At 50.3% G+C, this 26,125-nt stretch carries 21 protein-coding genes; 17 read left to right on the top strand and 4 right to left on the bottom strand.

What is annotated here, in order from left to right:
- Positions 1 to 88: 88 nt before the first annotated feature.
- Complete coding sequence (locus NST69_RS31205) at positions 89 to 1,501, bottom strand: MFS transporter (protein ID WP_342548027.1); 1,413 nt, start codon at positions 1,499 to 1,501, stop codon at positions 89 to 91.
- A 141-nt stretch (positions 1,502 to 1,642) separates the two neighbouring features.
- On the opposite strand from NST69_RS31205, the gene NST69_RS31200 reads away from it, so the two are divergent.
- Positions 1,643 to 2,002 (top strand): helix-turn-helix transcriptional regulator, encoded by a 360-nt coding sequence (locus tag NST69_RS31200; protein WP_036728009.1) that lies wholly within the window; start codon positions 1,643 to 1,645, stop codon positions 2,000 to 2,002.
- 159 nt (positions 2,003 to 2,161) lie between these two features.
- Here NST69_RS31200 and NST69_RS31195 read toward each other — a convergent pair whose 3' ends face one another.
- Positions 2,162 to 3,808 carry an ABC transporter substrate-binding protein gene (locus NST69_RS31195; RefSeq protein WP_342548026.1) on the bottom strand — a complete coding sequence of 549 codons (1,647 nt, stop codon included), beginning with the start codon at positions 3,806 to 3,808 and terminating at the stop codon, positions 2,162 to 2,164.
- A gap of 18 nt (positions 3,809 to 3,826) precedes the next feature.
- Positions 3,827 to 6,187: an AraC family transcriptional regulator gene (locus NST69_RS31190; RefSeq protein WP_342548025.1), complete on the bottom strand. Its 2,361-nt coding sequence runs from the start codon at positions 6,185 to 6,187 to the stop codon at positions 3,827 to 3,829.
- Positions 6,188 to 6,461: 274 nt separating this feature from the next.
- Here NST69_RS31190 and NST69_RS31185 point away from each other — a divergent pair, with 274 nt between their 5' ends.
- The 11 genes from NST69_RS31185 (at position 6,462) to NST69_RS31135 (ending at position 21,521) form a co-directional block, all read left to right on the top strand.
- Positions 6,462 to 8,975, top strand: a complete 2,514-nt coding sequence (locus NST69_RS31185) for an S-layer homology domain-containing protein (protein ID WP_342550243.1) — start codon at positions 6,462 to 6,464, stop codon at positions 8,973 to 8,975.
- Between the two features lie 271 nt (positions 8,976 to 9,246).
- Entirely contained in the window at positions 9,247 to 9,654 is a 408-nt protein-coding gene (locus NST69_RS31180; RefSeq protein ID WP_342550242.1) for a BlaI/MecI/CopY family transcriptional regulator, read from the top strand.
- Positions 9,651 to 11,738, top strand: coding sequence for a M56 family metallopeptidase (locus tag NST69_RS31175; RefSeq protein ID WP_342548024.1), 2,088 nt, complete (start codon positions 9,651 to 9,653; stop codon positions 11,736 to 11,738). The genes NST69_RS31180 and NST69_RS31175 overlap by 4 nt, the downstream gene beginning before the upstream one ends.
- 42 nt (positions 11,739 to 11,780) lie before the next feature.
- The gene (locus NST69_RS31170) at positions 11,781 to 12,983 is read left to right on the top strand and encodes a DUF4179 domain-containing protein (protein ID WP_342548023.1); all 1,203 of its coding nucleotides are present in this window, start codon (positions 11,781 to 11,783) and stop codon (positions 12,981 to 12,983) included.
- Positions 12,984 to 13,049: 66 nt separating this feature from the next.
- Positions 13,050 to 13,457 carry a BlaI/MecI/CopY family transcriptional regulator gene (locus tag NST69_RS31165; protein WP_339225569.1) on the top strand — a complete coding sequence of 136 codons (408 nt, stop codon included), beginning with the start codon at positions 13,050 to 13,052 and terminating at the stop codon, positions 13,455 to 13,457.
- 2 nt (positions 13,458 to 13,459) lie between these two features.
- Complete coding sequence (locus NST69_RS31160) at positions 13,460 to 15,547, top strand: M56 family metallopeptidase (protein ID WP_342548022.1); 2,088 nt, start codon at positions 13,460 to 13,462, stop codon at positions 15,545 to 15,547.
- A 42-nt stretch (positions 15,548 to 15,589) separates the two neighbouring features.
- Positions 15,590 to 16,795: a DUF4179 domain-containing protein gene (locus NST69_RS31155; protein WP_342548021.1), complete on the top strand. Its 1,206-nt coding sequence runs from the start codon at positions 15,590 to 15,592 to the stop codon at positions 16,793 to 16,795.
- A gap of 159 nt (positions 16,796 to 16,954) precedes the next feature.
- On the top strand, positions 16,955 to 17,434 hold the full coding sequence (gene rlmH / locus NST69_RS31150; RefSeq protein WP_340956972.1) for a 23S rRNA (pseudouridine(1915)-N(3))-methyltransferase RlmH: 480 nt from the start codon (positions 16,955 to 16,957) through the stop codon (positions 17,432 to 17,434).
- Between the two features lie 149 nt (positions 17,435 to 17,583).
- Positions 17,584 to 18,441: an FRG domain-containing protein gene (locus NST69_RS31145; RefSeq protein WP_342548020.1), complete on the top strand. Its 858-nt coding sequence runs from the start codon at positions 17,584 to 17,586 to the stop codon at positions 18,439 to 18,441.
- Position 18,442: 1 nt separating this feature from the next.
- A complete protein-coding gene (locus NST69_RS31140) occupies positions 18,443 to 19,633 on the top strand; it encodes a DUF262 domain-containing protein (RefSeq protein WP_342548019.1) in 1,191 nt (396 codons plus the stop codon).
- 271 nt (positions 19,634 to 19,904) lie between these two features.
- Positions 19,905 to 21,521 (top strand): copper amine oxidase N-terminal domain-containing protein, encoded by a 1,617-nt coding sequence (locus tag NST69_RS31135; RefSeq protein WP_342548018.1) that lies wholly within the window; start codon positions 19,905 to 19,907, stop codon positions 21,519 to 21,521.
- A 126-nt stretch (positions 21,522 to 21,647) separates the two neighbouring features.
- Here NST69_RS31135 and NST69_RS31130 read toward each other — a convergent pair whose 3' ends face one another.
- Entirely contained in the window at positions 21,648 to 22,181 is a 534-nt protein-coding gene (locus tag NST69_RS31130) for a dihydrofolate reductase family protein (RefSeq protein WP_342548017.1), read from the bottom strand.
- A 73-nt stretch (positions 22,182 to 22,254) separates the two neighbouring features.
- On the opposite strand from NST69_RS31130, the gene NST69_RS31125 reads away from it, so the two are divergent.
- The 5 genes from NST69_RS31125 to NST69_RS31105 all read left to right on the top strand — a co-directional run bounded on the left by NST69_RS31125 (position 22,255) and on the right by NST69_RS31105 (position 26,117).
- Positions 22,255 to 23,160, top strand: a complete 906-nt coding sequence (locus NST69_RS31125; RefSeq protein WP_342548016.1) for a YafY family protein — start codon at positions 22,255 to 22,257, stop codon at positions 23,158 to 23,160.
- 155 nt (positions 23,161 to 23,315) lie between these two features.
- On the top strand, positions 23,316 to 23,861 hold the full coding sequence (locus tag NST69_RS31120; protein ID WP_342548015.1) for a MarR family transcriptional regulator: 546 nt from the start codon (positions 23,316 to 23,318) through the stop codon (positions 23,859 to 23,861).
- Between the two features lie 127 nt (positions 23,862 to 23,988).
- Complete coding sequence (locus NST69_RS31115) at positions 23,989 to 24,498, top strand: hypothetical protein (protein ID WP_342548014.1); 510 nt, start codon at positions 23,989 to 23,991, stop codon at positions 24,496 to 24,498.
- Positions 24,495 to 25,361, top strand: coding sequence for an SDR family oxidoreductase (locus NST69_RS31110; protein WP_342548013.1), 867 nt, complete (start codon positions 24,495 to 24,497; stop codon positions 25,359 to 25,361). The genes NST69_RS31115 and NST69_RS31110 overlap by 4 nt, the downstream gene beginning before the upstream one ends.
- 345 nt (positions 25,362 to 25,706) lie before the next feature.
- Positions 25,707 to 26,117 (top strand): hypothetical protein, encoded by a 411-nt coding sequence (locus NST69_RS31105; protein ID WP_342548012.1) that lies wholly within the window; start codon positions 25,707 to 25,709, stop codon positions 26,115 to 26,117.
- The last annotated feature ends 8 nt before the right edge of the window (positions 26,118 to 26,125 follow it).

Here is a 26,125-nt window from a genome sequence, read left to right as displayed (position 1 = left end):
GACGGTTGGAATAAGAAACACCCTGTGGCCGTGAAGGCTGCAGGGTGTTTTGGCGTGCGGCGTATGCGCGAATGGTGCAGTTGCGGATTTAGCAGTCTGCGGCTTTCGCCATCTCGGCCAGCGGGCTGCGCTGACTGCTCCGCAGGTAGATGAAGGCGGAGCCGATCGCCACGATTGCTGCAACTGACAATCCCCAGTAGATGTTGGAGTAAGCGGCCTGAAGCGGCAGTCTGCGCTGCCATTCCAGGGCGCTGGCGGCCATCGCGACGCTGAAGGCACCGCTGAAGAACTGCAGCAGCTGGAAGAGCCCCATCCCGGAGCCGATCTGCGAAGCAGGCAGGATACGCGAGATTTCATTCGATACACTGCTCGACAGTACAGTGAATGACAGGCTCATAATCATATAGACGAGCATAACGGCGATCCAGGATTGTCCGGCGAATAGGGCGAACAATACGGTGGCGGCCAGAACGAGCAGCGGTGCGAAGCGCAGAATTCCGGTGTTGCCGTAGCGGTCAATCATCCGTCCGACCAGGCGGGAGACGAAGATGGCCAGCAGTGAGCCCGGGAAGATGACAAGCCCGGCATGGCTGGCGCTGAAGCCGAAGCGGTGAGTCAGAATCTGCGGCAGCAGGAATAGGGTAGCGAAGCTGCACAGGTAGGAGGCAACCCCGATCAGCGTCAGTACCAGATATGGCCGGTTGCTGAACAGCGCTGGCAGCACGAATGGATCAGGGGTCGTACGGATACGCCCTACAAATAAGGCAATCGCGGCGATGCCGGCGATCAGCGCGATCCACAGTCCGCTGGTCAGGAACAGGAGCAGACCGGTGGTACCCACGCCGAGGAAGATCCCGCCCAGAACGTCGAATGAGCCGCGAGCCGGAACTTCCTTGGGCAGCAGGATCAGGAACAGCGGCACCAGCAGCAGAATAGCTGCAGTGACTGCGAACAGCCAGGTCCAGCCGAGGTATTCCACAATGGAGCCGCCGGCTACCGGACCCAGACCCAGTCCCAGGGAGACGGCCGACATAATCGTCGCCATGGCTTTGCCGCGCCGGGCCTGCGGAATGTAGCGGGTGAACAGGACAAGGGACAGCGACATCACGGCGCCTGCCCCCGAGGCTTGCAGAATACGCACAATCAGCAGGAAAATGAAGCTGGTGCTGAAGAATCCGGCCACAGCAGCAAGCCCTAAGGTGAGCAGCCCGATAACCAGCAGCCGGCGGATCGGCAGGAAGTCCGAGAGCCGGCTGTATGTGATTGAGGCAATAGAGAACATGATGGAATACCCGGTTACAATCCAGGAGGCGGACGCTGCGGTGATGCCGAAGGTCTCGGTTACATCAGGCAGGGCCAGATTGAACATCGCTGTGTTCATAATAACGAGGACGACAGCAACGCTGAATAGCAGAGTTAACAGTCCTTCCCGTGGAAGAGCCGCTTGCGGAGCAGCCATTGAATGCTCTTGATCGCCCTCAGAAGCAGGTGATGAGGTCATGAGAAAGCCACTCCTTCATTCTTTTATTGTATTGTTCGATTACTTACGAACTATTGAAATATAGCATGCGCTAATGTAAAATGCAATTAGGAAATCATCGTGAAAAGAAGTACTATTATATACTCTGAAGGAGTCTTATTCATGAAGCAGCTCCATCATCCGGACCGCAAGGACATTCAGCTCGCCTCGGTGCTCTATGCGCTTAGCGACCCGATCCGTCTATATGTAGTGTCGGAGATCTGTAACCACGGCCCGCAGTCCTGCAACAGCTTCAAGGTGCCGATTGCCAAGTCCACGCTGACCCACCATGCCCGGACGCTGCGCGAAGCGGGTGTCATTCATACCCGGGTGCAGGGTACCCAGCGCATTCTGTCCCTGCGGACGGAAGATCTGGACGAGCGGTTCCCCGGACTGCTGGATTCCGTATTGCAGGCTTACGTCAGACCCGGGCCGGATGAGGGATTCGGGGAGCCGGAAGAGGAAGGGCAAGAGCAGGGATAATCAATGATATAACGTTTGCCATCATCCTCACATCGTTTAATATAACAACTGCAAGCAACGATAGACGAGACTACGCTCTCGCCGAAACGGCACCGTCCTTTAAGAGGACGGTGCCGTTCTCACTTTATATGTTTTGGGGCCCCACCTTGTGGGGTTATTTTATGGATCAAGCTTCTTATAGGACTCATTTGCTTCCGCCAGTACCTCCGCTCCGCCCGCCGCCAGGAACTCCTCGACGAACTCCCCGAATTCCTCAAGCGGACGCTCCCCGGTGATGAAGGCAATATACGCCTGGTCTCTTAGGTTAATTAGCCCAGGGCTGTTCCTGATCAGAGAGGGCGTAGCCACCTCCAAAGCATTATAGATGCCGTCGTGATCCAGCCCCAGGGTTGCCGCCCATTGCTCGCTCCGTCCGGCAGGAAGGATAGGCAGGGTCATGCCGATCCCCGCGCCGATCGTATTCTGGTAGCTGAACTTATGGTTATACGGCGGCAGCAGGATGATGTCCTTCTTGTCCGTTCCGGCCCAGTCCCAGTGTGTCCCCTGAATACCATACTGCAGAGATGCCGCCTCATCGGGGTCAGGATTTGCGCTGACGTAGTCCAGCAGCTGGAGGATCTTCTCCAGCTTGCCCGGCTCCCGGGCAGCATCCGCGCCAATGGCGGTGAAGCTCATCAGCATATCGTAGGCCTTGGAGCCGCGTCTGCCGTCCGGACCGCTAACCGGCCGCCCGAAAGCGATCTTGGCCTGCGGATGCTTCGCGGTTAACTCCTTGACGTTAAACATTGCTTCTACCGGAACCAGCCTGGCTGCCTTCTGGTCATCCAGTCTCCAGTCTGTATAATCCCCTGCCTGTGTCCAGTGATAATAATTGCCCATGGAGGTCATGCCGATCCGTCCGTTAATGAAGGCGTGCGACAGATGCTTGTAGCCTCCGCTATTCTCGCCGGTGATGAACTCGGGATCAATGACCCCGTCCCGGTACCATTTGCGGAGATAACGCAGCGCTTCCTGCATATCCGGCTCCAGAGCGCCAATAACCAGTCCCTGATCCTTCCGGCTGAAGTAGAGCTGATCCGTGAAGACCATCTGCCCGAACGCGCCGAAGACAACATTCATGCCCTCCTGCGACAAGCCGTAGGTGTCCCGGATACCGTTGCCGTCGGGGTCTTCGTTCGTAGCCGCATAGATGAATTTCTCGAAATCGGCCAAGGTATCCGGCACCTTAAGGCCGAGCTTGTCCAGCCAATCCTGCCGGTAGACCACTGGGACCCGATAGATGTTGGTAGGATTAATGACCGGAATGCCATAATAGGCCCCGTTAATGCGGCCATATTGCTGATAGGCGGGTGCATTCTCGCGGATGGCCTTAAGAATATTGGGAGCGTAGGTGTTCAGCAGTTCCTCAGGAATAGGGGCGAGCACGCCTTGCTGCTGGTACTTCAGCAGATCCTGGGTCTGCCGGACCCGGAACAGGTCGGGAATGCTGCCTTGCACCAGCCTCTGGTCGAGCAGGGATTCATATTTGTTATTCGGCAGATTCCAGAATTCCAGATCTACCTTGAACTTCTGCTCCAGCTCCCACACCATTACGGCATCCTCCGCAACCGGCAGATTCTGATGCATGGTCCAGGAGATTTTGAGCTTCGCAGCAGAGGAAGCGGGAACAACAGAATCAGCAGAATCAGAAGCGGAAAAGGATGGATCCAGCAGCTCTTGTCCAGGCGCAGACGAGAGGGAAGCTGGCTGCCCGCTGCAGCCGCAGATCAGCCCCAGGAGGGGCAAGAGCATTATTCTTTTATACATATACATAAGGCACCCTCCTTATCCCAGGCTAATCTCCGCCTGCGGCGGCAGTGTATTCACGGTTCGCAGATAATTCCCCGGTGTACAGCCGTAGATCTCCTTGAAGCGCTTGATGAAGTAGGGAGTCGTTCCATAACCGACCGTACCGGCAATCTGTTCGATCGACATGTTGTTGTTCTCAATCAGCCGCCGGGCCTCTTCCATCCGTATGCCGGTAATATAGTCGGTGTAGGTGATCCCCAGCTCTTCCTTGAACAGCTTACTTAGATACTTGGGACTGATGAAGACCTTGGCGGATACGGCATCCAGCGATAGATCCCCGGACAGATGCGCCCCGATATAGGCTTTGGCCGCTTCAATGGTCGAGAGTGCGCGGTCACTGTTCCGCTTCTGCGTCTCCATAATGAAGATGCCGATGGAAGCGGCGAACCACTCCTGCAAATGCCGGATATCCGGCAGGGCGATATATTCGTTATACAGATCCAGAGGCCCGTGTGCGGAAGGGGTGTAGCGGATGCTTTTCAGATAATCCGAGTACATAAATACGGTGTTCGCCAGCACGAAGTGGCAATAATCCGCCGGGTAGCTGCCTTCCCGCATGACGGCTATCAGCTGCTCCAGCGCGGCCAGAGTCTCATCCAGCTGCCGGTTCTGCAGCTTGTCCTTGAATCTCATCAGCACAGGCTGCGGAATCTCGTCAAGACTCTGCTCCCTCTTCAGCAGCTCCCGGTCCTTCAAGACCCTGCTCTCCGGCAGAAAATAAGCATATTTCATTAAGGTCTGCGCTTCAGCGTAGCTGGTGTGAAGAAGGCTGATGGCATCCACCCAGCAGCCCTGCGAGAGCTGAATATTCAGCTGGAAATGCTGCTCTGCCGCTGCTGTAATCCGGTCCGAGAGCTGTTCGAGCAGCGTCCCGGAGGCTTCGCGCGCGCTGATAATGACAACCGTCTGCTTGTCCGGCAGCTCCTCGGCCAGAATACGGATTCCGTGAAGCCGGATCGCCTCAAGCGTCCCGGTCATCCCGCTCATGGCTGCCTGCAAGCCGCTTAGACTCATGCGGGCGTAGGCTCCACGGGTGTTGAGGAGCAGGCAGCAGTAATGACGGTGCTCCGGAGAGAGTCCCAGGAATTGCGGATCTATGGTTACGCTGCCTTGGGCAGGGCTGTCCTGCAGGAGATTCAGGATCATGTTCTGCCGGATATGCGGACTGCTGGCCTCAAGCGTCCCCTCCAGTGTGGTCACTTTGTCGTTCAGACGGTTGAAGGCGGAATCGATAATTCCGAATTCGTTAAGGGCTTGTCCCCGCACTCCTGGCACCTCAGGCCCCGGGCCGTAGAGGTCCTTAATAGTGCGAAGCAGCCGCTTAAGCGGACTGTAATTCAATTTGGCCAGAATGCCGGACAGACAGATTCCTACCAATAGAGCAAGCAGACACAGGGAGAGGATGACCCTCTGGACAACGAGCCATTTCTCATAGAACAGGTTCGCCGGAGCCGCACTGAAGAGCTTCCACCCGGTGGTCGGCAGGTCCTGATAGGAGATGACGTAGGTGCTGCCCCCGATCTCCTGGCTCATGTTCCCGGATGTCTCAGGAGAGGCTAGTGCATTCGAGATACTGGCAGCATAGGTGTCAGCCTGAGCTGCAGCATCCGGATTCGATCCGGCTACAATCCCGCCAGAGGGTGTAGCAATGAAGCTGCTCTGATAGCGGGCAGGCATCATATTCTGCAGAATGGCACGCAGCGCACTCTCCTTCAGATCAATGGCAATCAGCAGCTCACTGGCTGCCCCGGGGGACTGGAACGGATAGCTGTGCACATAGGTGATCAGCTGGCTGCCGCTGCCGCCGGGGATGCTGGAGACGATATCGTCCGGCACGAACCGGGCCTCCGTCCAGAGGCTGTTACGGGAATTAAGGTTCATGCCGTTCACCCAATCCATCCAGTAGGCGGCACCCGCCTGCTGGTCCGCACGGAATTTCAGCCCATACAGCGAGGACAGCAGGAGATGCTGCCTGGGAGCATATAGATGTACGGCTTGTATCAGGTCCGAATGATTGGATACCTGCATGTTCAGCGACTCCTGGAGATTGCTCACCTTGCTGAGATTCGCTGGAAGTGAAGCATCTGGCAGCATACGGAGCGCAGCCCGCTGGTTCAGAGAGACTTCCAGATAGATCTGCTGGACCCGCTGAAGCACGGAGGCTTCAAGGGTACGGGCGGTATTGTCAAGGATGAGCCGGTTGCGGCCCTGAAGCTCTTCCTTATAATGGTTCGAGAAATACAGATAGAAGGCAGAGCAGAGTAGGAGGACAATGACTAACACAACAGAGATGTATGAAGCGGCAAGGGCGGCAAAGGCAGAGTTCCATTTTCGCAAGATGTATTCTCCTCCCAGGCGGATTATACACTAGCCCCTCACCAAACTGTTCGGGATTCATGTTAAATCCATGTAAAATGGCCGGAAAAAAGCTGAATTGTTCCCAAAATCATAGAATTGCGAAATTGTGTTATTGAGCGGCGGTGGAGGCAGGTGCTATATTGAGTCCGATTCAGGCAATCAAAATAACAAGATAGGGGCTGACACATTGAACTTGAAGTCGAAAAGAAAGCTGTTGTCTGTTACGGCAGGTCTGGTACTCCTCACGAATTCTATCGCGGTACATCCTGCAGAGGCGGCCACGGGTAATTCATTAACTGAGCTGCCAGCTGCTCCGGCTTGGGGACATTTCGTAGATACTTATAAGAATAACACACCTGTGAATATGGCGGTGTATTCCAACCCCTCGATCGGTGTTCTCTCCGGCTTCCTGGATCTCTGGACACCTGGCGCCACTTGGGATACCGGGACGAAGCTGAATAGCAGTGTGTTGGATTACAACATTCAATATGTGGCGGATCTGTCTAAGACCCGTACTCCGGCAGAGGAGGAGGCAGCGTATTACGATGACCGGCGGAACCAGACTTATGGAGCGGCTGACGGCCTTGGACCTTTGTCTGAGTTGTACCGTTCGATGTCAGGAACTTACACGACCATTAACAGCATCCCAGATGATGCGACTTCCGTGAAATACAATGATGGCAATGACAGTAACAAGGCGGGTGATTCCAATTCCCAGCTTGGTAAAATGGTAGACCTGGTCGGAAAAGTCCGCGGCGATTATGCTTCTACTAGCCAGGCCAAGAAATTCTACAGCTACATGCGTCCATTCCGCTGGAAGGATACCTCCGTTATCGTGCCGACGCTGGTGCCGGCGAGAAGCAGTACGCCTGCCACAGACGGCGGCTTCCCGAGCGGACATACCAACGCTTCCTATCTGGCAGCCCTGGCTCTGGCGTACTCCGTACCTGAGCGTTTCCAGGAGCTGATGACCCGGGCCTCGGAGATGGGCAACAACCGTGTCGTCGCCGGGATGCACTCACCGCTGGATGTTATGGGCGGACGAGTGACGGCCATGGCCTTCGCAGCAGGTGCGCTGACAGACCCGGACAATGCGGCATTGAAGCAGGCGGCCTATACTCAGGCTCATGAAGTGCTGCTTACACAGACGGGTACCGCAGAAGACCGGTTCACGGATTATGCGAAGAATAAGGCCCAGTATACCCAGCGGCTGACCTACGGCTTCCCGCAGATTCACTCCACGACTGAGCCTGCTGTTGCTCCTAAGGGAGCAGAGGTCTTGCTGGAGACCCGCCTGCCTTACCTGAGTGCGGACCAGCGTAGAGCAGTTCTCGTAACAACTGCACTTCCATCCGGTTATCCACTGTTGGATGATCCCGAAGGCTGGGGACGATTGAACCTGTTCGCCGCTGCCGACGGGTACGGTGCATTTGCTGAGCATGTAACGGTAGCTATGGACGCTGCGAAGGGCGGCTTCCACGCCGCAGACCGCTGGCGCAATGATATCTCCGGGACGGGCGGACTGACCAAGGAGGGTACAGGCACGCTTAAGCTGGCGGGCAGCAACACGTATTCCGGTGGTACTGAAGTGAACGCGGGTGTTCTGGAAGGAGACTCGGCAACAGCCTTCGGCAAAGGGAATGTGACGAATACCGGCGGTTCTGTAGTTGAGAACGTCTACGGTAAAATGGTAATTGGCGGCAGCTTCACCCAGGCCTCCGAAGGTACGCTTGTACTGGGCCTTACTGGAGCAAACGATATCCTTGAGGTTGAGGGCGCGGTGAGGGCTGACGGGAAGCTGAAGGTGAACTTCGCGAACAGCTACGTTCCAGGCAGCGGCCTGATTCCGCTCATTACGCATGGCGTCAGCCAGCGCAGCGGGCAGTTTGCTTCCGTGCAGGTTGAAGGATTGCCAAGCAAATTTAACGCCCAGGTCGTCTACCTGAGCGATCAGATTGCGCTTAGTATTACAGATACGACAAGCGGCGGAACTGGCGGCGGCAATCCGGGCGGAACGCCGGGTACTCCGGCTGGAAATACCGGAACGGTACCAGGGACCACCGGCACAACACCAGGGAACGGCAGCACTCCTACTGAGCCAGAGAAACAGCCACAGGGCGGAGTTAATCCGTTCCAATCCGGAGTGGTGAGCCGCGAGACAGTATACAAGACCGTGACTGAAGCTATTGCGGCTTCGAAGAATGAGAGCATCAGCTTCAAGGATACCGCAGGCCACTGGGGCAGCAGCACCATCGCTACAGCGGTGAAGCTGCAGATCATCAGCGGCTATGCGGACGGCACCTTCCGTCCGGACGCACCGGTGACCAGAGCTGAATTCGCAGCGATGATCGCCCGCTCCTTCGGGATAGGCACTACATCGGCGGCCTCTAAATTTGGGGATACAGCCTCCAATTGGGCGGCTGGCTATATCGGTGCCTTGGCGGACAAAGGCATCGTAACCGGCTACGCAGACGGCAGCTTCAAGCCAGGGGCGACCATTACCCGAGCTGAGATGGTCACGATTATCGGCCGTGTGCTGAATCTCGGTGCGCTTCAGACTGGCACCCCGGCGAGCTTCACCGATGTCAGCAGCAGCTACTGGGCAGCTGACGCCATCCGCCAGGCCGCTTCGGCTAATCTGGTGAAGGGCATCTCTGCTTCTGCGTTCGCGCCAAAGAGTCAGGCTACCCGCGCCGAAGCGGTGGCTGTGATTATCCGCGCGCTGGAGAGCGACAGCTCGGTTAAGGCTTTGATTGCGGGCTTGTAGGCAGCGGGGTTGTTAACTGCAAGTGAGTGAGAGGTAGGCTGTAAGTAAGAATTCTTATGGATAGAAAGCAGGAAGTACAAGCCGTTGGCTTGTGCTTTTTGCTATGTTACAGTCACTTAGCCACTTTGGGTGTCGTTTTGCGTGCATTCATCACAATGCGGGACAATAAGGGCATATTTGACAAATTCAATCTACAAGTGTAATGTATAGAACAGAGATTGTATCTACACTTGTAGATCTAATGCCGCCACCACGGAATGGAGCTGTTATGATGAGTACAACACCGAAGATTTCGGAAGCCGAATGGGAAATTATGAAGATTATCTGGGAGCATCATCCGCTGACCTCGGAACAAATCACCCGGCTCCTGCCTGCATCTGTGGAATGGAGCGAGCAGACGGTGCGCACCTTCGTCACGCGGCTGCTTAAGAAGAACGCGATAGCGTATGAGAAATCCGGCCGGAGCTATCTCTATTATCCGCTGGTGCCAGAGAATGAGTGTGTCCGGGCCGAGAGCCGCTCCTTCCTGAAGCGCGTATTTGGCGGGGCTACGCAGTTAATGGTGACCAGCTTCCTGGAGGATGTGGAGCTGTCCAAGCAGGAGATTGAACAACTCGAACAGCTGCTCAAGGAGAAGAAGTCGCAGGGTACCAGCGGCAACTCAGGTAAGCAGGAATGAATATAGTCTACGGATGGTTTGCCGGTATCGCAGAACAGACACTGGCGGCAAGCATGGTGATTCTGGCTGTGTTGTTCATTCAATATGTTCTGCGGCGATTCATCAACGCCCGGGTGCGTTACCTCCTGTGGCTGCTTGTTATCGCCCGACTGTTATTGCCTGCTGTACCGGACAGCCCTGTCAGCATGTTGCATATTCTCGGCAATAGTAAGCATTTGTTAACAACTATCCTGGACAAGGGGCCGGACATCGGGGCTTCTCAGGGTGAGTATCAGGAGCTTCCGCCGGGAGGGGGAGATCAGGTTACATATCCGGCTAATAACACCGCTCTGAATGTACAGGGGCAGACAGACACAGCCCGGCAGGAGGATGGAGCGGCAACGGATAACCGCAGCTCTGCGCAAGCCGTAGGCTATCCGCTCTGGATGAAGATCGGCACCGTGATCTGGTTACTGGGCGCTGCGTTTATGCTGTTGAATGGACTCCTGTATATCCGGCGGATGCACCGTGAACGCAGACGGCTTAGACGGGTGAGTGCTCCAGAGATTCTTCAGGTGGTTCTTGCTACCAGACGCCAGTTTGGAATCAGGAGAGCGATACCTATCTATACCGGAGGTTCTGCTAACAACCCATATCTGTCAGGACTCCTGCGTCCATGGATCTTTGTTCCGGAGCAAGCTCTGCGGGAACTGGATGCTTCCCGGCTGCGGCACATCCTCGCGCATGAGCTTGCCCATTACAAACGGCTGGATATGCTGTGGAACCTGTTAGGGAGCATAGCCGCAACGATACACTGGTTCAATCCCCTAGTGTGGCTGGCGATCCGGCGCATGAAGATTGACAGGGAGGTCGCCTGCGACGCCTATGCGCTGGAGGTATTGGGTGAAGAGGAAGCTATCGATTACGGGCTTACTCTGGTAGAGTTCCTGAAGCGCTTCTCACGAGTCCGGGAGCGGAGGGGGCATCTTTATTTCTCTAACCCGCAGCAGCGGCAACAGATCAGGAGAAGAATCAGTATGATTCAATCCTTCCAAAAAGGCTCCTACCGCATCTCCGCAGCAGCTGTAATTCTGGTCGCCCTGCTTAGCATCGTGACGCTTACGGGTGCCTCTAGGGAGCCTGTTAAATCTGCTGCCACGGGTACTAAGGCCAATCCCGCTGGCACGCTTGCTGAAAGTGTCCCGGGAGAGGAACGTGCAGAACCGGGAATGGAGCAAGGGGAGACCGAGGTGCCACTATTGAATCTGGATGTGCAGCAGTATGTGAGCCGCCATCATCTGTTCAAACCGATGAATGTAAAGGTTGCTAAAGACGGTTACCAGGTCAACGTGACGGGCTTCATGGCAGACGAGAATCAATTGGTTATCTTCTATACTGCGAAGGTGGACGGCGGCAGGGCACTATTCTCCGATGATCCTCGTTTCGTAGAATGCATCATTACGGATGGGGTGACGGGTAAGGTGATTAATGGACGGACTCACCCGATGACCATTACTGACCGCCAGGAGAAGAATGTTGAAAATGTGGCTGCCAGACTCCGGTTCGATACGCCTTTGACAGACCCGCCCTCAAAGATCAAGGTCGAATTCCGGTTGCGCTCACAGGCAGCAGGCGAAACCAAGTTACAGGAGTCCCCGATACTTCAGACCACCTTCGATGTGAGCGCAAGCTACTGGAAGCAAGAGAAATATACGATCCAGTCGAAGGAGACACTTGATGCAGGCGGACACAAGATCAGAGTGAAATTACAATTGACACCGCTCACAACGATAGTCACTTTTTATTCCGATGAACCGGTTTTTAAAAACACTGAATTCAAAAAAGCTTTCAATGAGAAGTATGGTTCTCCAATGCTGTGGTGGAGCAAGACAGAAACGGGAGACTATACGCAGCAAACACGCAGCACATCTATTACGTATACAGATTATGAGATGAAGATGCTTGCAGAGACCTATTTCTTGATGGATAAACCGCAATCTCTACGGCTCGATTTCGTCAAGAAGGCACCAGTACTGATGGGAACGACAGAGCCTGAGAGTTCATATCAAATGACTTTTGATACTACTGGGCTGAATCAAAGCTGAATTCGGATAAACTGCCAACTTATATTGAAGGAGAGTGTAACAATGAGTAGAATGAAGCGGAACGAAATGGAAAACTCACATGCGGCGCACACGCTGCCTAGACAGGGGCCGAAGCAAGGGTCAGCGCCAGATAAACGGCAGTCCTCCAGAACCCGGATATCTACCGCCATCGTCGCAGTCATGACAGCCGCAGCACTGGTGCTTAGCCCTTTTGCCGGGACTGGTCAAGCTTTAACCGCCTCAGCATCAGCGGCGAATCAGGCATCAGCGCTGGCCCCCTTTGTGAACCCGAAGATTCAGAATTATGAGCAGATCGAATACGCCATCAAGCATAATCTGGTGCAGCCCCTGAATACAGTCGTCAAAAAAGATGGCTATCAGTTGACGTTGAAGGGCTTAATTGCCGACAAATATGAGCTGATCATTCTTTTTACAGCGCAAACCGACAGCAAGCGGGCATTCACGGATTCGGGTCCGCAATGGCATGACCTGCAATTGACAGACGCCGTCACCGGGAAGGTCATCAGCGGCAGGAAGATGAATGATGCGATTGTTCAGGGCGTAAGCCCGGCTAAGCAAAATAACATCATGCACGGAGCGGCTGTCATCCGGCTAACGACCCCGTTAACCACGGCTCCTAAAAAGGTAGCTGGCGAGTTTGTGCTAACCTCACTATTGAGCAGTGAACTGAAGCAGCTAGAGGCGGTGGAGGCGCAGATGTCTGCGGAGGCCCAAAAGGCCTTTGCCGCTAATCCTAAAACCACAAGCTTCAAGACCAGTCCAGCGCTGCAGAAGAAATATGATGCGTTGAAGGGGAAGATCAAGAAGAGTCCGCCGTTGAAGGTTGCTTTTGAGATCAACCCTAAGGTCTGGGAGCAGAAGAGCCAAATGCTGTCGCCGGAAGAAACGCTTGATGTAGCGGGGCATAAGATTAAGATTAACCTGGAATTGACGCCACTCACCACAATAATAACGTTATCTTCCGATGAAGGCTTGTTTAAAGACAAAGAATTTCTGAAGACCTTCAATCCGGACCATTACCCGGCCCTCATGGTGGAGAGCGGGAACGGCAAGTATACAGAACAACTCGGTAGAAATGATTATTCCAATACGGATAAAGAGATGAAAATCGTGACAGAAAGCCATTTCCAATTGGATCAACCGAAATCCATTCGTATAGACTTCATGAATGTGATGAAGAAGACAGTATCTCAGCAGGTGGTTGTGGATTTGTCTAACCAGTAAGTGCCGGTTATCCTTGAATCTACACTTGTATATTGAATGCCGCCGCGATGGAATGGAGCTGTTATGATGAGTACAACGCCGAAGATTTCGGAAGCCGAATGGGAAATTATGAAGATTATCTGGGAGCATCATCCGCTCACCTCGGAACAAATCACCCGGCTCCTGCCTGCATCTGTGGAATGGAGCGAGCAGACGGTGCGCACCTTCGTCACCCGGCTGCTTAAGAAGAAGGCGATAGCGTATGAGAAATCCGGCCGGAGCTATCTCTATTATCCGCTGGTGTCAGAGAATGAGTGTGTCCGGGCCGAGAGCCGCTCTTTCCTGAAGCGCGTATTTGGCGGGGCTACGCAGTTAATGGTGACCAGCTTCCTGGAGGATGTCGAGCTGTCCAAGCAGGAGATTGAACAACTCGAACAGCTGCTCAAGGAGAAGAAGTCGCAGGGTACCAGCGGCAACTCAGGTAAGCAGGAATGAATATGGTCTACGGATGGTTTGCCGGTATCGCAGAACAGACACTGGCGGCAAGCATGGTGATTCTGGCTGTGTTGTTCATTCAATATGTTCTGCGGCGATTCATCAACGCCCGGGTTCGTTACCTCCTGTGGCTGCTTGTTATCGCCCGGCTGTTATTGCCTGCTGTACCGGACAGCCCTGTCAGCATGTTGCATATTCTGGGCAATAGTAAGCATCTCTTAACAACTATCCTGGACAAGGGGCCGGACATCGGGGCTTCTACGGGTGAGTATCAGGAGCTTCCGCCGGGAGAGGGAGCTAAGACTACATATCCGGCAAATAGCACCGTCTTGAATGAAGTGGCACAGACAGGCCCAATCGAACAGAACGATAAATCGGTAGCCGTTAACCGCAGCTCTGCGGGGGCCGCAGGCTACCCGCTCTGGATGAAGATAGGCACCGTGATCTGGTTACTGGGCGCTGCGTTTATGCTGTTGAATGGACTCCTGTATATCCGGCGGATGCACCGTGAACGCAGACGGCTTAGACGGGTGAGTGTCCCAGAGATTCTTAAGGTGGTTCTTGCTACCAGACGCCAGTTTGGAATCAGGAGAGCGATACCTATCTATACCGGAGGTTCGGCTAACAACCCATATCTATCAGGATTAATGCGTCCATGGATCTTTGTCCCGGAGCAAGCTCTGCGGGAGCTGGATGCTTCCCGGCTGAGGCATATCCTCGCGCATGAGCTTGCCCACTGCAAGCGGCAGGATATGCTATGGAACTTGCTAGGGAGCCTAGCCGCAACGATACATTGGTTCAATCCCCTGATGTGGCTGGCGATCCGGCGGATGAAGATCGATCGGGAGGTTGCGTGCGACGCCTATGTGCTGGAGGTGTTGGGAGAAGAGGAGGCCATCGATTACGGGCTTACTCTGGTAGAGTTCCTGAAGCGCTTCTCACGAGTCCGGGAGCGGAGGGGGCATCTTTATTTCTCTAACCCGCAGCAGCGGCAACAGATCAGAAGAAGAATCAGTATGATTCAATCCTTCAAAAAAGGCTCCTACCGCATCTCCGCAGCAGCTGTAATTCTGGTCGCCCTGCTTAGCATCGTGACGCTTACGGGTGCCTCTAGGGAGCCTGTTAAATCTGCTGCCACGGGTACTAAGGCCAATCCCGCTGGCACGCTTGCTGAAAGTGTCCCGGGAGAGGAACGTGCAGAACCGGCAACGGAGCAAGGGGAGACTCTGGTGCCGTTAACGAGCATAGATGAACAACAGACGGAGTATGCCATCAGGCATAATCTTCTGGTGCCGATGAATGTGGAGATTGAGCAAGATGGTTACCAGGTCACAGTGACAGGCTTCATGGCAGACAAGAACCAATTCCTTATCTTCTATACTGCGAAAGTGGACGGCGGTAGGTCACTATTCTCCAGTGATCCTCGTTTTGTAGAATGCATCATTACGGATGGTATTACCGGCAAGGTGATTAACGGCCGGACCCACGCGCTGGTCAGCAGCAGCAGCCCGGAGCCGCATATTAAAGATGCGGTTGCCAGACTTAAGTTCGCGACTCCTTTGACGGACCTGCCCTCAAAGATTAAGGTGGAGTTCCATTTGCGCACACTGGCAGCCAACGAGTCCAACATGCAGGAGTCTCCGGCACTCCAGACAACCTTTGATGTGAGGGCAAATTACTGGAAGCAAGAGACGCATACAATCACATCGCCAGAAACGCTTAATGTAGCGGGACACAAGATCAGAGTGAAATTACAATTGACACCGTTAACAACCATCGCCACTTTTTATTCAGATGAACCTTTGTTTAAGAATAAGGAATTTATTAAATCATTCCATGAGAAGTACGGTTCTCCATTCCTGTGGTGGAGCAAGACTGGAACGGGAGACTATAGGCAGCAGCCAGGCACTTCATCAATTACGTTCACAGACTATGAAATGAAGATGGTTACAGAAAGCTATTATTTGTTGGATAAGCTGCAATCTCTGCGGCTGGAATTCATGAAGAGTCCGGCGAAACTTACTGGAATGAAGGATCTTGAGCATACATACCAGATGACCTTTGATGTCCCCGGACAGGATCAGAGCTGATCCGGATGAAACAACCAACTTGTATTGAAGGAGAGTGCAACAATGTTTAGAATGAAGTGGAATGAACTGGGGATCTCACATACGGCGCAGATGCAGCCTAAACAGGAACAAAAGCAAGGGTCAGCGCCAAATAAACGGCGGTCCTCCAGGAACCGGCTATCTACCGCCATCGTCGCAGTCATGACAACCGCAGCGCTGGTGCTTAGCCCTTTTGCCGTGACAGGTCAAGCTTTGGCCGCCTCGGCAACCGCCGCGAAACCGTCGGCAGCGCTTGCCCCCTTTGTAAATCCCGAGATTCAGGGTTATCGACAGGTTGAGTATGCCATCAAACACAATCTGGTGCAGCCGCTGAACACAGTCGTCAAAAAAGACGGTTACCAGTTGACGGTGAACGGCTTCATCGCAGACAAATATGAGCTGATCATCCTTTTTACAGCCCAAGCCGACAGTAAGAGAGCATTCGTGTTCATGCCGCCAAAGGGTCATAGTCTCCAATTGTCCGATGCGATTACAGGCAAGGTCATCAGTGGCAAGAAATTCAATGATGCTCTAGTCATAGGCGCAAGTCCGGCAAAGAAAGATCATATTCTATATGGAATTGCTAAAATCCGGTTAAGCAGTCCATTGACCACGCCTCCCAAAAAAGTAGCTGCTGAGTTTCAGCTAGGCACCTTAACCGCCATTGAGCTGAATCAGTTAAAGGCGCTGGATGCCGAAATGCTCGCTGCGACCGAAAAGGCCCATGCGGACGACCCGGACCAGACCTCATCGTTCAGCTACAGTCCTGAACTGCTGAAGAAGTATGATGCGCTCAAGTCCAACGTGAAGTATAGCACTGTGCTGAAGGTGGCTTTTGATATCAATCCCAAGGTCTGGAAGCAGGAGACCCGGACGCTGATGCCGGAGGAAACCATTGATGTGGCAGGGCATAAGATCAAAGTGAAGCTGGAATTGACACCGTTCACGACAGTAACCACACTATCCTCAGACGAAGCTTTGTTTAAAAACAGAGAGTTTATGGAGACCTTCTATATGGAATATAATCCATCGCTATTGGTCAAGAACGGAACCGGTGATTATAAATCGGAAGAGGGAGCTTCTGTCTATACCTATGCAGACCATGAGATGAAAATCGTGTCAGAGAGCTATTTCTTCTTGAATAAACCGCAGTCGCTTCGCCTGGATTTCACCAATATGAAAGACCGTAAGATTACACAGCAGCTGATTGTTGATATGTCTAAGCAGTAAATTACAGGCTATCTGAAGTATCTTAGGGCCATCCGTGAAGGGTGGCTCTTCTTTTGTCGGGTACAGGGTGTGCGGGGAATGTCTTCTAAGCAGGGCATGTTAAGGGCAGGGATGTGATAAAATACAGGGACATGACAAGATCAGACCGATGGAGGAATTATGTTAATTCAACTGATAAGCGTAGGCAAATTGAAGGAAAAGTATCTGACGCTCGGCATCGCGGAATATGCCAAACGGCTCACGCCCTACCTCAAGTTCCAGATGATTGAGGTGGCGGATGAGAAAGCCCCTGATAACCTCAGCGACGCAGAGATTATTCAGGTGAAGGTGCGTGAGGGCGAGCGTATCCTCGCGCAGATTAAGAGCGAGGCGCATGTCATTGCGCTCGCGATTGACGGCAAGCTCTGGAGCTCCGAGGAGCTTGCCGCCGAGATCGACCGGCTCGGCACCTACGGGACGAGCCATGTCGTCTTCGTCATCGGAGGCAGCCACGGCCTCTCCGATGAGGTGATGCGCCGCGCCCAGCAGCGCATGAGCTTCGGCCGCATGACGCTGCCCCACCAGCTCATGCGGCTGGTGCTGGTGGAGCAGGTGTACCGGGCGGTGAAGATAAATCGGGGGGAACCGTATCATAAGTAGGGCGAAATTTGGACTTGAGGTGTAATCCATTGAAGGGGTTAAATTAAGAGGAATTTCGTAAGGATTTCAAATAATTCTTTACTACTGTTTACCTAGTCATAATACCGTAATATAATATAAGCATTAACTTATTTTAGGAGAGTGTTTAAATGAACGGCAATGAAATTATGAGCTCAGCTGTTGTTGGAACTCCTGTAGAAGTAATTCAAGAGGGGGCTACTCACACAGAAGAGGCTTCAGAAGATGACGGTGTAATAAGGAAGCTTAGTGATTATATGACACTGGTTGAAGCTCTACCCAATGGTTATATTTTATCGAGAGGTCAAACAGGTGATTACCCTTTGCTCCCAAGTGCTCTAAGAAAGGATTCTAGGGGGGTTAGGATATTTTCTCGTCGAGTTGCTGCTCACTTTTTAGGTCAATTTAAAATAAACAGCCACTATTATATGGAATCTCCATGGGATATTAAAAATGACTATGAGTGGATGATTTATGCACAACATTATGGTATTCCTACTAGATTATTAGATTTCACTCATTCGCATATTATCTCATTAATGTTTGCAGTAGAGGATGCTTTTTCTGAACAAGAACCTACAGATGCTGTTGTTTGGTTTTTAGACCCCCAAAAAATAAACTTAATACATAGCCACAGCACCGAGATGTTCACCCTTTCTAATGATAGAGACAATAGGCTCGACGAATGTAATGGCCCTGTCATTATCCAAGGAAGGAAGCTTAATAATCGTATTAATGCACAAAACGGTGTTTTTTTATACTTTCAGGACATCGAACAGCCATTAGAAGTACATAGACAGTCAGGAGAGTTTTTAAAAAAAGTAATAATTAGTGGTCGACATAAAAAAGAAATTATAAGTTCTCTTTACTCAATGGGGATTGGATTTACTCAAGTATATCCTGAATTACCTTACGTGAGTAAAGACATACTTATGCGTTATAGAATTAATCAGCACATTAGTTATGGGATGGAAGGGGAGGAAAATTAATATGAATTCATATAGAATTAATCCAGAACATGAGACCCTTTCCATAGGTGTATTGTTGGAGCGCATTAAAAAGGGGTATGCGTTGCAAGAATTAAAATATGATTTGGAGAATTACGAAGAAATCTTATATTATAATGGTTCGATAATACTAGCTCCAGATTATCAAAGGGAGTATAGATTTAGCATTGAGGATGAGTCCAAGCTTATTGAATCTGTTCTAGTTGGAATTCCAATTCCGCCCATTTTTTTAGCGACTGATAAGCTTAAGAATGCACGCGTAACAAATGTTGTTGATGGCCAGCACAGACTACGAGCATTGTATCGATTCTTTACAAATCAGTTTAAATTAAAGGGGTTAACACTACTCAATAATTTTGAAGGCAAGAATTTTAATGATGTTCATATAGATACAAAATCCGAGTTTACTGAGGTAACCTTGCTGGTTACAATTTTCAAGGATTTTCCAGGTACGGAGTTTGAACTGGAAATTTTTAATAGATACAATAAAGGGACAAAACCTTTGACACCTCAAGAAATCCGACATGCGGTTTATAATTCTCCATTTAATGAATTTGTGAATAAGTTTACAGTGGGGCTTTATAATGATAAGGGTCTGGTGGATCGTGAACTTTTTTACTCTTATAATATTACAAAAGATAGGATACAAAAGAAATCGGTGCAAGAGGGGCTTTTTGTAATATTAAGTATTTTGGAGAACGGTATAAATGAAACATTTAATAAATCTTCTACATATGCCGAAAAGTATATGGAGGAAAAAGCGAATTTATTCAAACTTGATCCAGATATGATTGAAGAAAATTTTAAAGAAGTAAAAAAATTATTCGATAAATTTAATCATTTTATCGTTAGGCTCTATGAAGTTTGCGAATTTCCGTTTTCTAGAGAATTATATGGTGTTTCAAGCAGAAACTATAAATTTCAAATATCAATTGCTATGATTTTAGCTGGTATTTTTAATAAATTAGTAACAAACGAACTAATGCTTAATCAAATATTCCAGTATGATGAAGCTAGGGATGCATTTTTAAGAGTAATCAGAACTGATTTAAGTGAGTCATTTCTTGAAGATCCAGAGTATAATGCTTCATCAACAAACTCTAGAGAGATATTAAAACTCATAGTAAATGTATTTGAAGATTTAAGTTTTAATCAATTTACTTTTTTAAAATGAGGTTATTAATGCACTTCTTTAAGGACTTTAAAGGAGTGCTTTTTTTGTCTTATTATTAGGTGGGGCCTTTTCATAAGTAACGGCATAAAAATTAATGGAAAGTTCTTCTCGTCATATATCCGCCCTGTTCATAGCTGGTGTGTTGAAAGATAATTCACTGAGAGTTAAGGTTGAGAGGCTTTGAAATAGGATATACCAAGCGGTTTATGGAAAAAATTAAGAGTAATCTGGGCTGTGCCATAAGCAAATAGAGAGTTTAACCGACATCTCCTTGCTTGCAACAGGTTTTCGATCAACAGCTTATGTGACAAATAGCGGAGAGATTCACCACTCTTACGTTAAATATGTGGCGGACAAAGTCGCTGATTCCTCTTCGATCGTGGCATTGAAATTGGTAAGCGATCGTTCACTTGCATATATGGATAATACAGGAAAAGTTGTTTTCGTCGATTTGTTGAACTTTGACTACAACAATGGGGATGTGAAGTACTTCCCTCAAGTTGTTACGTCCGATGCAGCCTATATTGAAAGCGCCGGCGAAGATCAGCTTCTTGTTACCAAGAAAGACGGAACGGCATGGCTATGCGAACCTACCTGGAGTGGTACAAGCAAGTCTTTCCAGTTAGTCACACAAATATCAGGTATCACAAATGCCGTAAAGGTTACACCTTATGAGGGTTCACTAGCAGACAAGCCTCGCGATGAAAAGTATAAATCTATAGTCTCCTCAGTAGGCGGCCAGAAGTGGCTGGTTCTGCAGACGAATGGAAGTTGGAATATCTATGGTGATGGAAGTGTTACGCAAGTCGAACCGCCAGCGGTGTCAGGACTTACGCTCACAGCCTCCAACTCCAAACCGGCGGTAGGAAACACAATTCAATTTAAAATTGTACAAACGTACAACAACGGCTATAAGGAAACTTTGTCAGGCAAGGAAGGCTCCCTTCAGGTTGACAAGCCCTATCTTCTGCAGGAACAGAATGAAGGCAGCTATAAGGTGTTAGGGGTTGGCGACTCGAAGATAACCGCAACGGCGGCAGGGAATAGCAAAACGATTACGGTATCGGCCAGTCTGGGCGCTAATCTAACTGGAGCGGCGAATACTAATGGAATCGTCATGCTACCTATTAAAAGTGTTTTTAAATCGTTGGGTGGCTCAGTTACGTATGATTCCGCAAACCAAAGTTATAATGTCCAAATGGGTTTAACTGCTATACGCTTAACGAATGGGCGGAATACGGCGACTGTGAATGGAAAAGAGGTCACGCTGAGTAGTGCTGTTAGCTTAAATAAGAGTGAAGCGGTTTTCCCTGCGGACTTCCTCAAGAAGAATCTCGGCGCGGTGACGCTATGGGATTCGAAACTTAAAGTGATGAAGGTGTCGATCGGTGCAGGGACGCTGGTTGTTGAATCGGCCGACACACCGCAGATTAAAAAGAAGGTCGCGCAGGGCAATCTTGCCGGACTAATCGGTAAATCGTATTGGGTCAATAATTATAGCAACTGGGAACGATTCTCTAAGGTAACGGTCACTGATATTCTGCCGGTAGGCGGAGATAACTTTGAGATTGTTTTCGCCACGGTTAAAGGCAAGACGTTAAAGTCGGAAGTGACTTCGAGAGGTTTCGTGACGCTCATTTTAGGCGATCCATATACTTTCCTATCGTATGATCCTTTTAAGAAATATAACTGGTCTTCATCCACTTGGAATACGATTAAAGCATCCCAAATAACAATAGGTATGAGCAAGGCGCAGGTGGATTTATCATGGGGCAAACCATCCTACACGTCTCAGGCGGTCTACAGCGAAATTAAAGTAGATGTGTGGAGGTATGGTTATCAATATGTAGTCTTCACCAACGGAATCGTGACACAAATCTATTCGTAGTATAATTATAAATGGGATGCACAAATGAAATTATAACAACAGTGGCGGCCTTCAAGGCCGCCCTTTGTTTTAGCCGATAGATCCGTTAAGTTGAACCGTATCATAACTACCCCTCGATCATGGAGATTATGACCGAAGTGTTTGATAATGAAGCATCACGATCTGACCCATTCGCTCGGAATGGGTTAAAGTTAGATTCTCTGGCGCTGTTCCGGCAGGGAATAAGGGGATGCCTTCTCCCAGAAGGGTGGGAATAAGCGCAATTTGGAGCTCATCCAGCAATTGCAGCTTCAGGACGCTCTGGACAAGCAATCCACCGCCTACAATCCAGACCTTGCCTTCTGAGGTTTGCTGTAACCGGGGGATAAGCCGGTCAATGGATTCTCCTGTAAAAACTACATGTGGCGCAGGCGGTTGCTCGGAACGCGTAAGGACAAAAGCCGGTTTATCTGCATAGGGGAATTCATCGGCTAGCTTCAGCACCTCTTCATAAGTATTTCGCCCCATCACTACGCTTCCCACAGTTCCATAGAATTCACTATACCCGTTATCCCCTCCATTTCCTTCGATCTCATACAGCCAATCGACAGAGCCATCGGGTCTTGCAATGTAACCATCCAGACTCATAGCGATGTACAGCACAACTTTATGTTTTGACATTGTTAATCGCTCCCTTCTAGATTTAATGATACACTAGAACTATGACAAAATATGACGTAGTTAGGTGAAGCCATTGATTAATCGAAGACTGGAAATTATGCGGACATTGGATTCAAGGACCAAATTTACGGCCCGCCAGCTGGCGGAACGATTCGGAGTATCGCTAAGGACGATCCAACGTGATCTGGATTATCTGCAGCAGATGGGGCTTCCTCTGTATTCGGAGGTAGGCATACACGGGGGGTACCGGGTGCTGCCGAACCGGATTTTGCCGCCCCTTCAATTAACACAGCACGAGGCGTTGGGATTGTTCCTGATGATTGAATATTTGGAGCATATTCCGGACTTTCCCTATGGAATCATCCGGGCTCAACTGGCAGATCAGTATTATTCCGGATTGCCGGATGATGTGCGGGATCTGATTAGGCGTTCGAAGCAGCATCTTGCCGTTCTTCAGCACTCTTCGATACGCCCAGCGCCGTTAACGACCCAGGTGTTAGGTGCAGCCGTGGAGAAGAGAGAGATTACATTTGCTTATCATTCCCGCAGCGGCAAGAAGAATGTGCAGGTCTATCCGCTCGGGATTTATTATGAACAAGGGTATTGGTATATGCCCGCCAGCAAGCAGGGTGAGATTCGCCTGTATCGGGTTGATCGGATGGAGCAGCTGGAGGAAGGGCCTCACCGAATAGAGGATTCACTTCCGACGCTAGCAGCATGGATGAAGGCCGGGGAGACCAGGGATAGCACCGAAGTCATATTACATTTTACGGATATGGGCGTAAGGCTAGCGGAGTCGGACCGGTTATTCGCATCAGTTCTGGACAGGGAATGGCGCGGCTATATTCCTGTGGAAGAGTTCCCGTTCACGGCGCAGAAGCTGCTTGCATACGGACCGGAAGTAAAGGTGGTCTCTCCAAGGGAATTGCAGGAATCCGTCAGAGAGTTACTAGAGAAGACTATAAGTCAGTATTCATAAATACTCAATATCCATTTTCCTGGGGTGTTGACAGTGATGCTGATGCGATCATTCCTGTCGGGATCAGTGGTCAAAAAGCGCATGAGCGGATTGCAGACGACATGAATTAAAGATAGCTGGTTGACACAAAAGTAATTAGGTGCCATACTATATTTATGAACAACAATAGAAAAATAAATGACATGGAGGCTATTCCCTCCCTTGTACAATCTCAGCGTCAGATTGATCGCTATAACCTAGACATAGACGCACAGGCTATACTCGTCGCATCTAGGCTAATGGCAGCGGGAGCCCAGCTTGGTCAGGCCTCGGAGATTCATTTCTCCAGATTCGGCTTATCAACAGGTCGATATCGTGTATTGGCAGATCTCGAGGATTACGAAGGAGAAGAGCTGCCTTCGCAATTAGCAGAGCATCTAGGCGTTACACGTGCTACAGTGACTGGTCTGATCGACATTCTTGAACGAGATGGCCTAGTATCTAGGCGGTTAAGCTCAAAGGATGGCCGCCAGAGATCGGTTATTTTGACGGAAGAAGGAGCGAAGAAGCTACGTGAAATGGCTCCTGAGCATTTCGCTTGGCTGGAGGCCACGGTGGGCTTACTCAGTATAGACGAGCGCAGCGTATTCCTCGACTTGCTAGGCCGGGTTACACAAGGCATCTCTGCACTTACGGACGAACCAGGCACGAAACCAAAGTGAAACATCAGTAATGAGTAGAATGGGCTAGTCATGCTAGCCTATTTTTACTCCTATATAGTTAGGTTCCTAATTATATCTCACTGAAAGCACTCGACTGAATGATCTCAGAGAAGGAAGGGGCAACGAAATGAATCAGATGAAATACCCGAATCCGACAGATGATGCTTACGGTACCAAGACTATTGGTTCCAGAAGAAAGCCCTTTGCACTATGGCGTGAAGTTGTAATGGCCTATGCTGCTCCTGCCATCATGGCAGGTATTGGGGGATTGGTTACTGCTGATAGAGGGCTTCAAATAGGGGCCTTGACCACAATCGGCGTTGCATCGGCCTTGATGGCCTTGATGATTGGCCTTTTGTTGCGCAGCCGAGTGGGCCATATGCGATGGGTCACAGGTGCACCTCGCTTGGTTGTGGTAGGAGGGTTCGCAATAGCCGGGTCCTTGTTTGGCCTATGCGTGGCATGGGTGACATCTGGTGTACTAGAACTTATGATGCCGGACCATCACTTGGCCTGGGTTGATCGCGCCTGGATCGATTTCCCGTTGTCTGGATTCATAGCAAGCACGATAGTGACCTGGCGGTGGCGTCTCGCCGTCACAAATAATTTTTTATCCAAAAGGGGAAGAAAAAAATGATAGTTATTATGGGAGCAACAGGTACGATAGGCAGTGCGCTGGTGGAACGTTTGGCTGATCTTGGCGTGCCCGTCAGGGCTCTGAGCAGAGAGCCAGAGAAGTTGCGTAAGCAGATCGGAGAAAAGGGGTCGTGGGCTATCGAGGTCGTATTGGCAGATGCTGCTGACCCCGAATCGCTGCGCCGCGCCTTTACAGGTGCCAGCCAGCTCTTCCTCGCTATGTCCAACAGTCCAAGACAAATCGAATTGGAAACTTCAATCATTCAGATTGCAGGCGAATCTGGAATCAAACACATCGTGAAAATATCCAGCCCTGCCTTTGAGCAGAGCTCTCCAGTAGCAGTGGCGGGCTGGCATCAAGAAATTGAGAAAGTGCTAAGGGAATCAGGTCTTACCTCCACCGTGTTGCGCCCATATGCATTCATGCAAAATCTAATGCGCTTTGCACCAACGATTACAACTCAAAATGTTTTCTTCGGCTCCATGGGCCATTCACCGTGTAACTTCATTGACTGCCGTGATATCGCAGATGTTGCCGCAGAAGCTCTAACTAACCCTGAGGTCTCAGGCCAAATATATACGCTTACGGGTGCAGAGCTTTTCAGCTATCCTCAGATCGCGGAACGACTATCCGCCTTGCTCAATCGGCCAATAAGTTACATCAATATGGAACCCGAAGAACTACTCCGTAATCTTATTGAACACGGGAATATGCCTCCTTGGCTTGCGAACCATGTTGTGGAGATTCAATCCATGTCCAGGGTGGTTCCAGAACGTCCAAATGACACGGTGAGTCGCCTGCTCGGCAGAGAGCCGCGTAAGCTGGAAGCCTTTCTGCATGAGAGTGTAGACAATTTCCGGTAGAGGTATCTTAGTTTAAGGAACATTCCGGTGAACCGTATCATAAGTAGGGGCAAGTTTTTCGGAAAATCCCGCAGCAGGCTTGGAACGGAGCCTTGAAGGACATGGGTTGAGGCGGGGTCACGCGTAGCAGCGAAGATGGAGCAAACGGACTTTTGCGAGCTTTTTGGAATTACAAAATAATGGAGGGTTATAAATGAAGTGTTTTTATGGAGTGTTATCTTTTTTGGTTTCATATACACTTGGAGAAAAACATTCTAAAATAACATCAAAGGTGGGAACGGAAACATGGTTAAACGAATCCGTTTAAAATGTTCGGTATTTCTTTAACGTCAGGAGGTGAATATAATGGACAGCCAATTAGTTGATCCCTACGAGTTACAGTTACGCAAAGCGCTTGACAAAGTACTCCCGGATGCCTATGAAAGTCTAAAAACCCTCGACCAAATGCCAATTGAAATTGGAATGAAAGTGCTTGGGGTTCTTGTTAATTATGCTTGCGAGAGTCAGAACATAACTGTAATTACTTTAGCAAGAGATGCTATTAAGAAAATACCACTCAAGTGGTTGACACAATACTATCCTGAAGTTGTTAATAGAAGTATTGATTGGGCGGACGAATGGCAATATATTAGATTACTAGAAGTGACACGAGAGGTAGCTCCAGAATTATTAAAAGTATTTATTGATCGAGGATTATTATCAGAAAATGATGAAATTCTTGAAACAGCAGAGTATTTTAGGAGCAAGCAGAACTGAAGCTGAAT

The sequence above is a fragment of the Paenibacillus sp. FSL P2-0089 genome (genome assembly GCF_038595095.1).
GTDB lineage: Bacteria > Bacillota > Bacilli > Paenibacillales > Paenibacillaceae > Paenibacillus_AQ > Paenibacillus_AQ silagei.
Note: the sequence above shows the minus strand (reverse complement) of the source record. Positions and strands in the feature narration are given on the sequence as shown.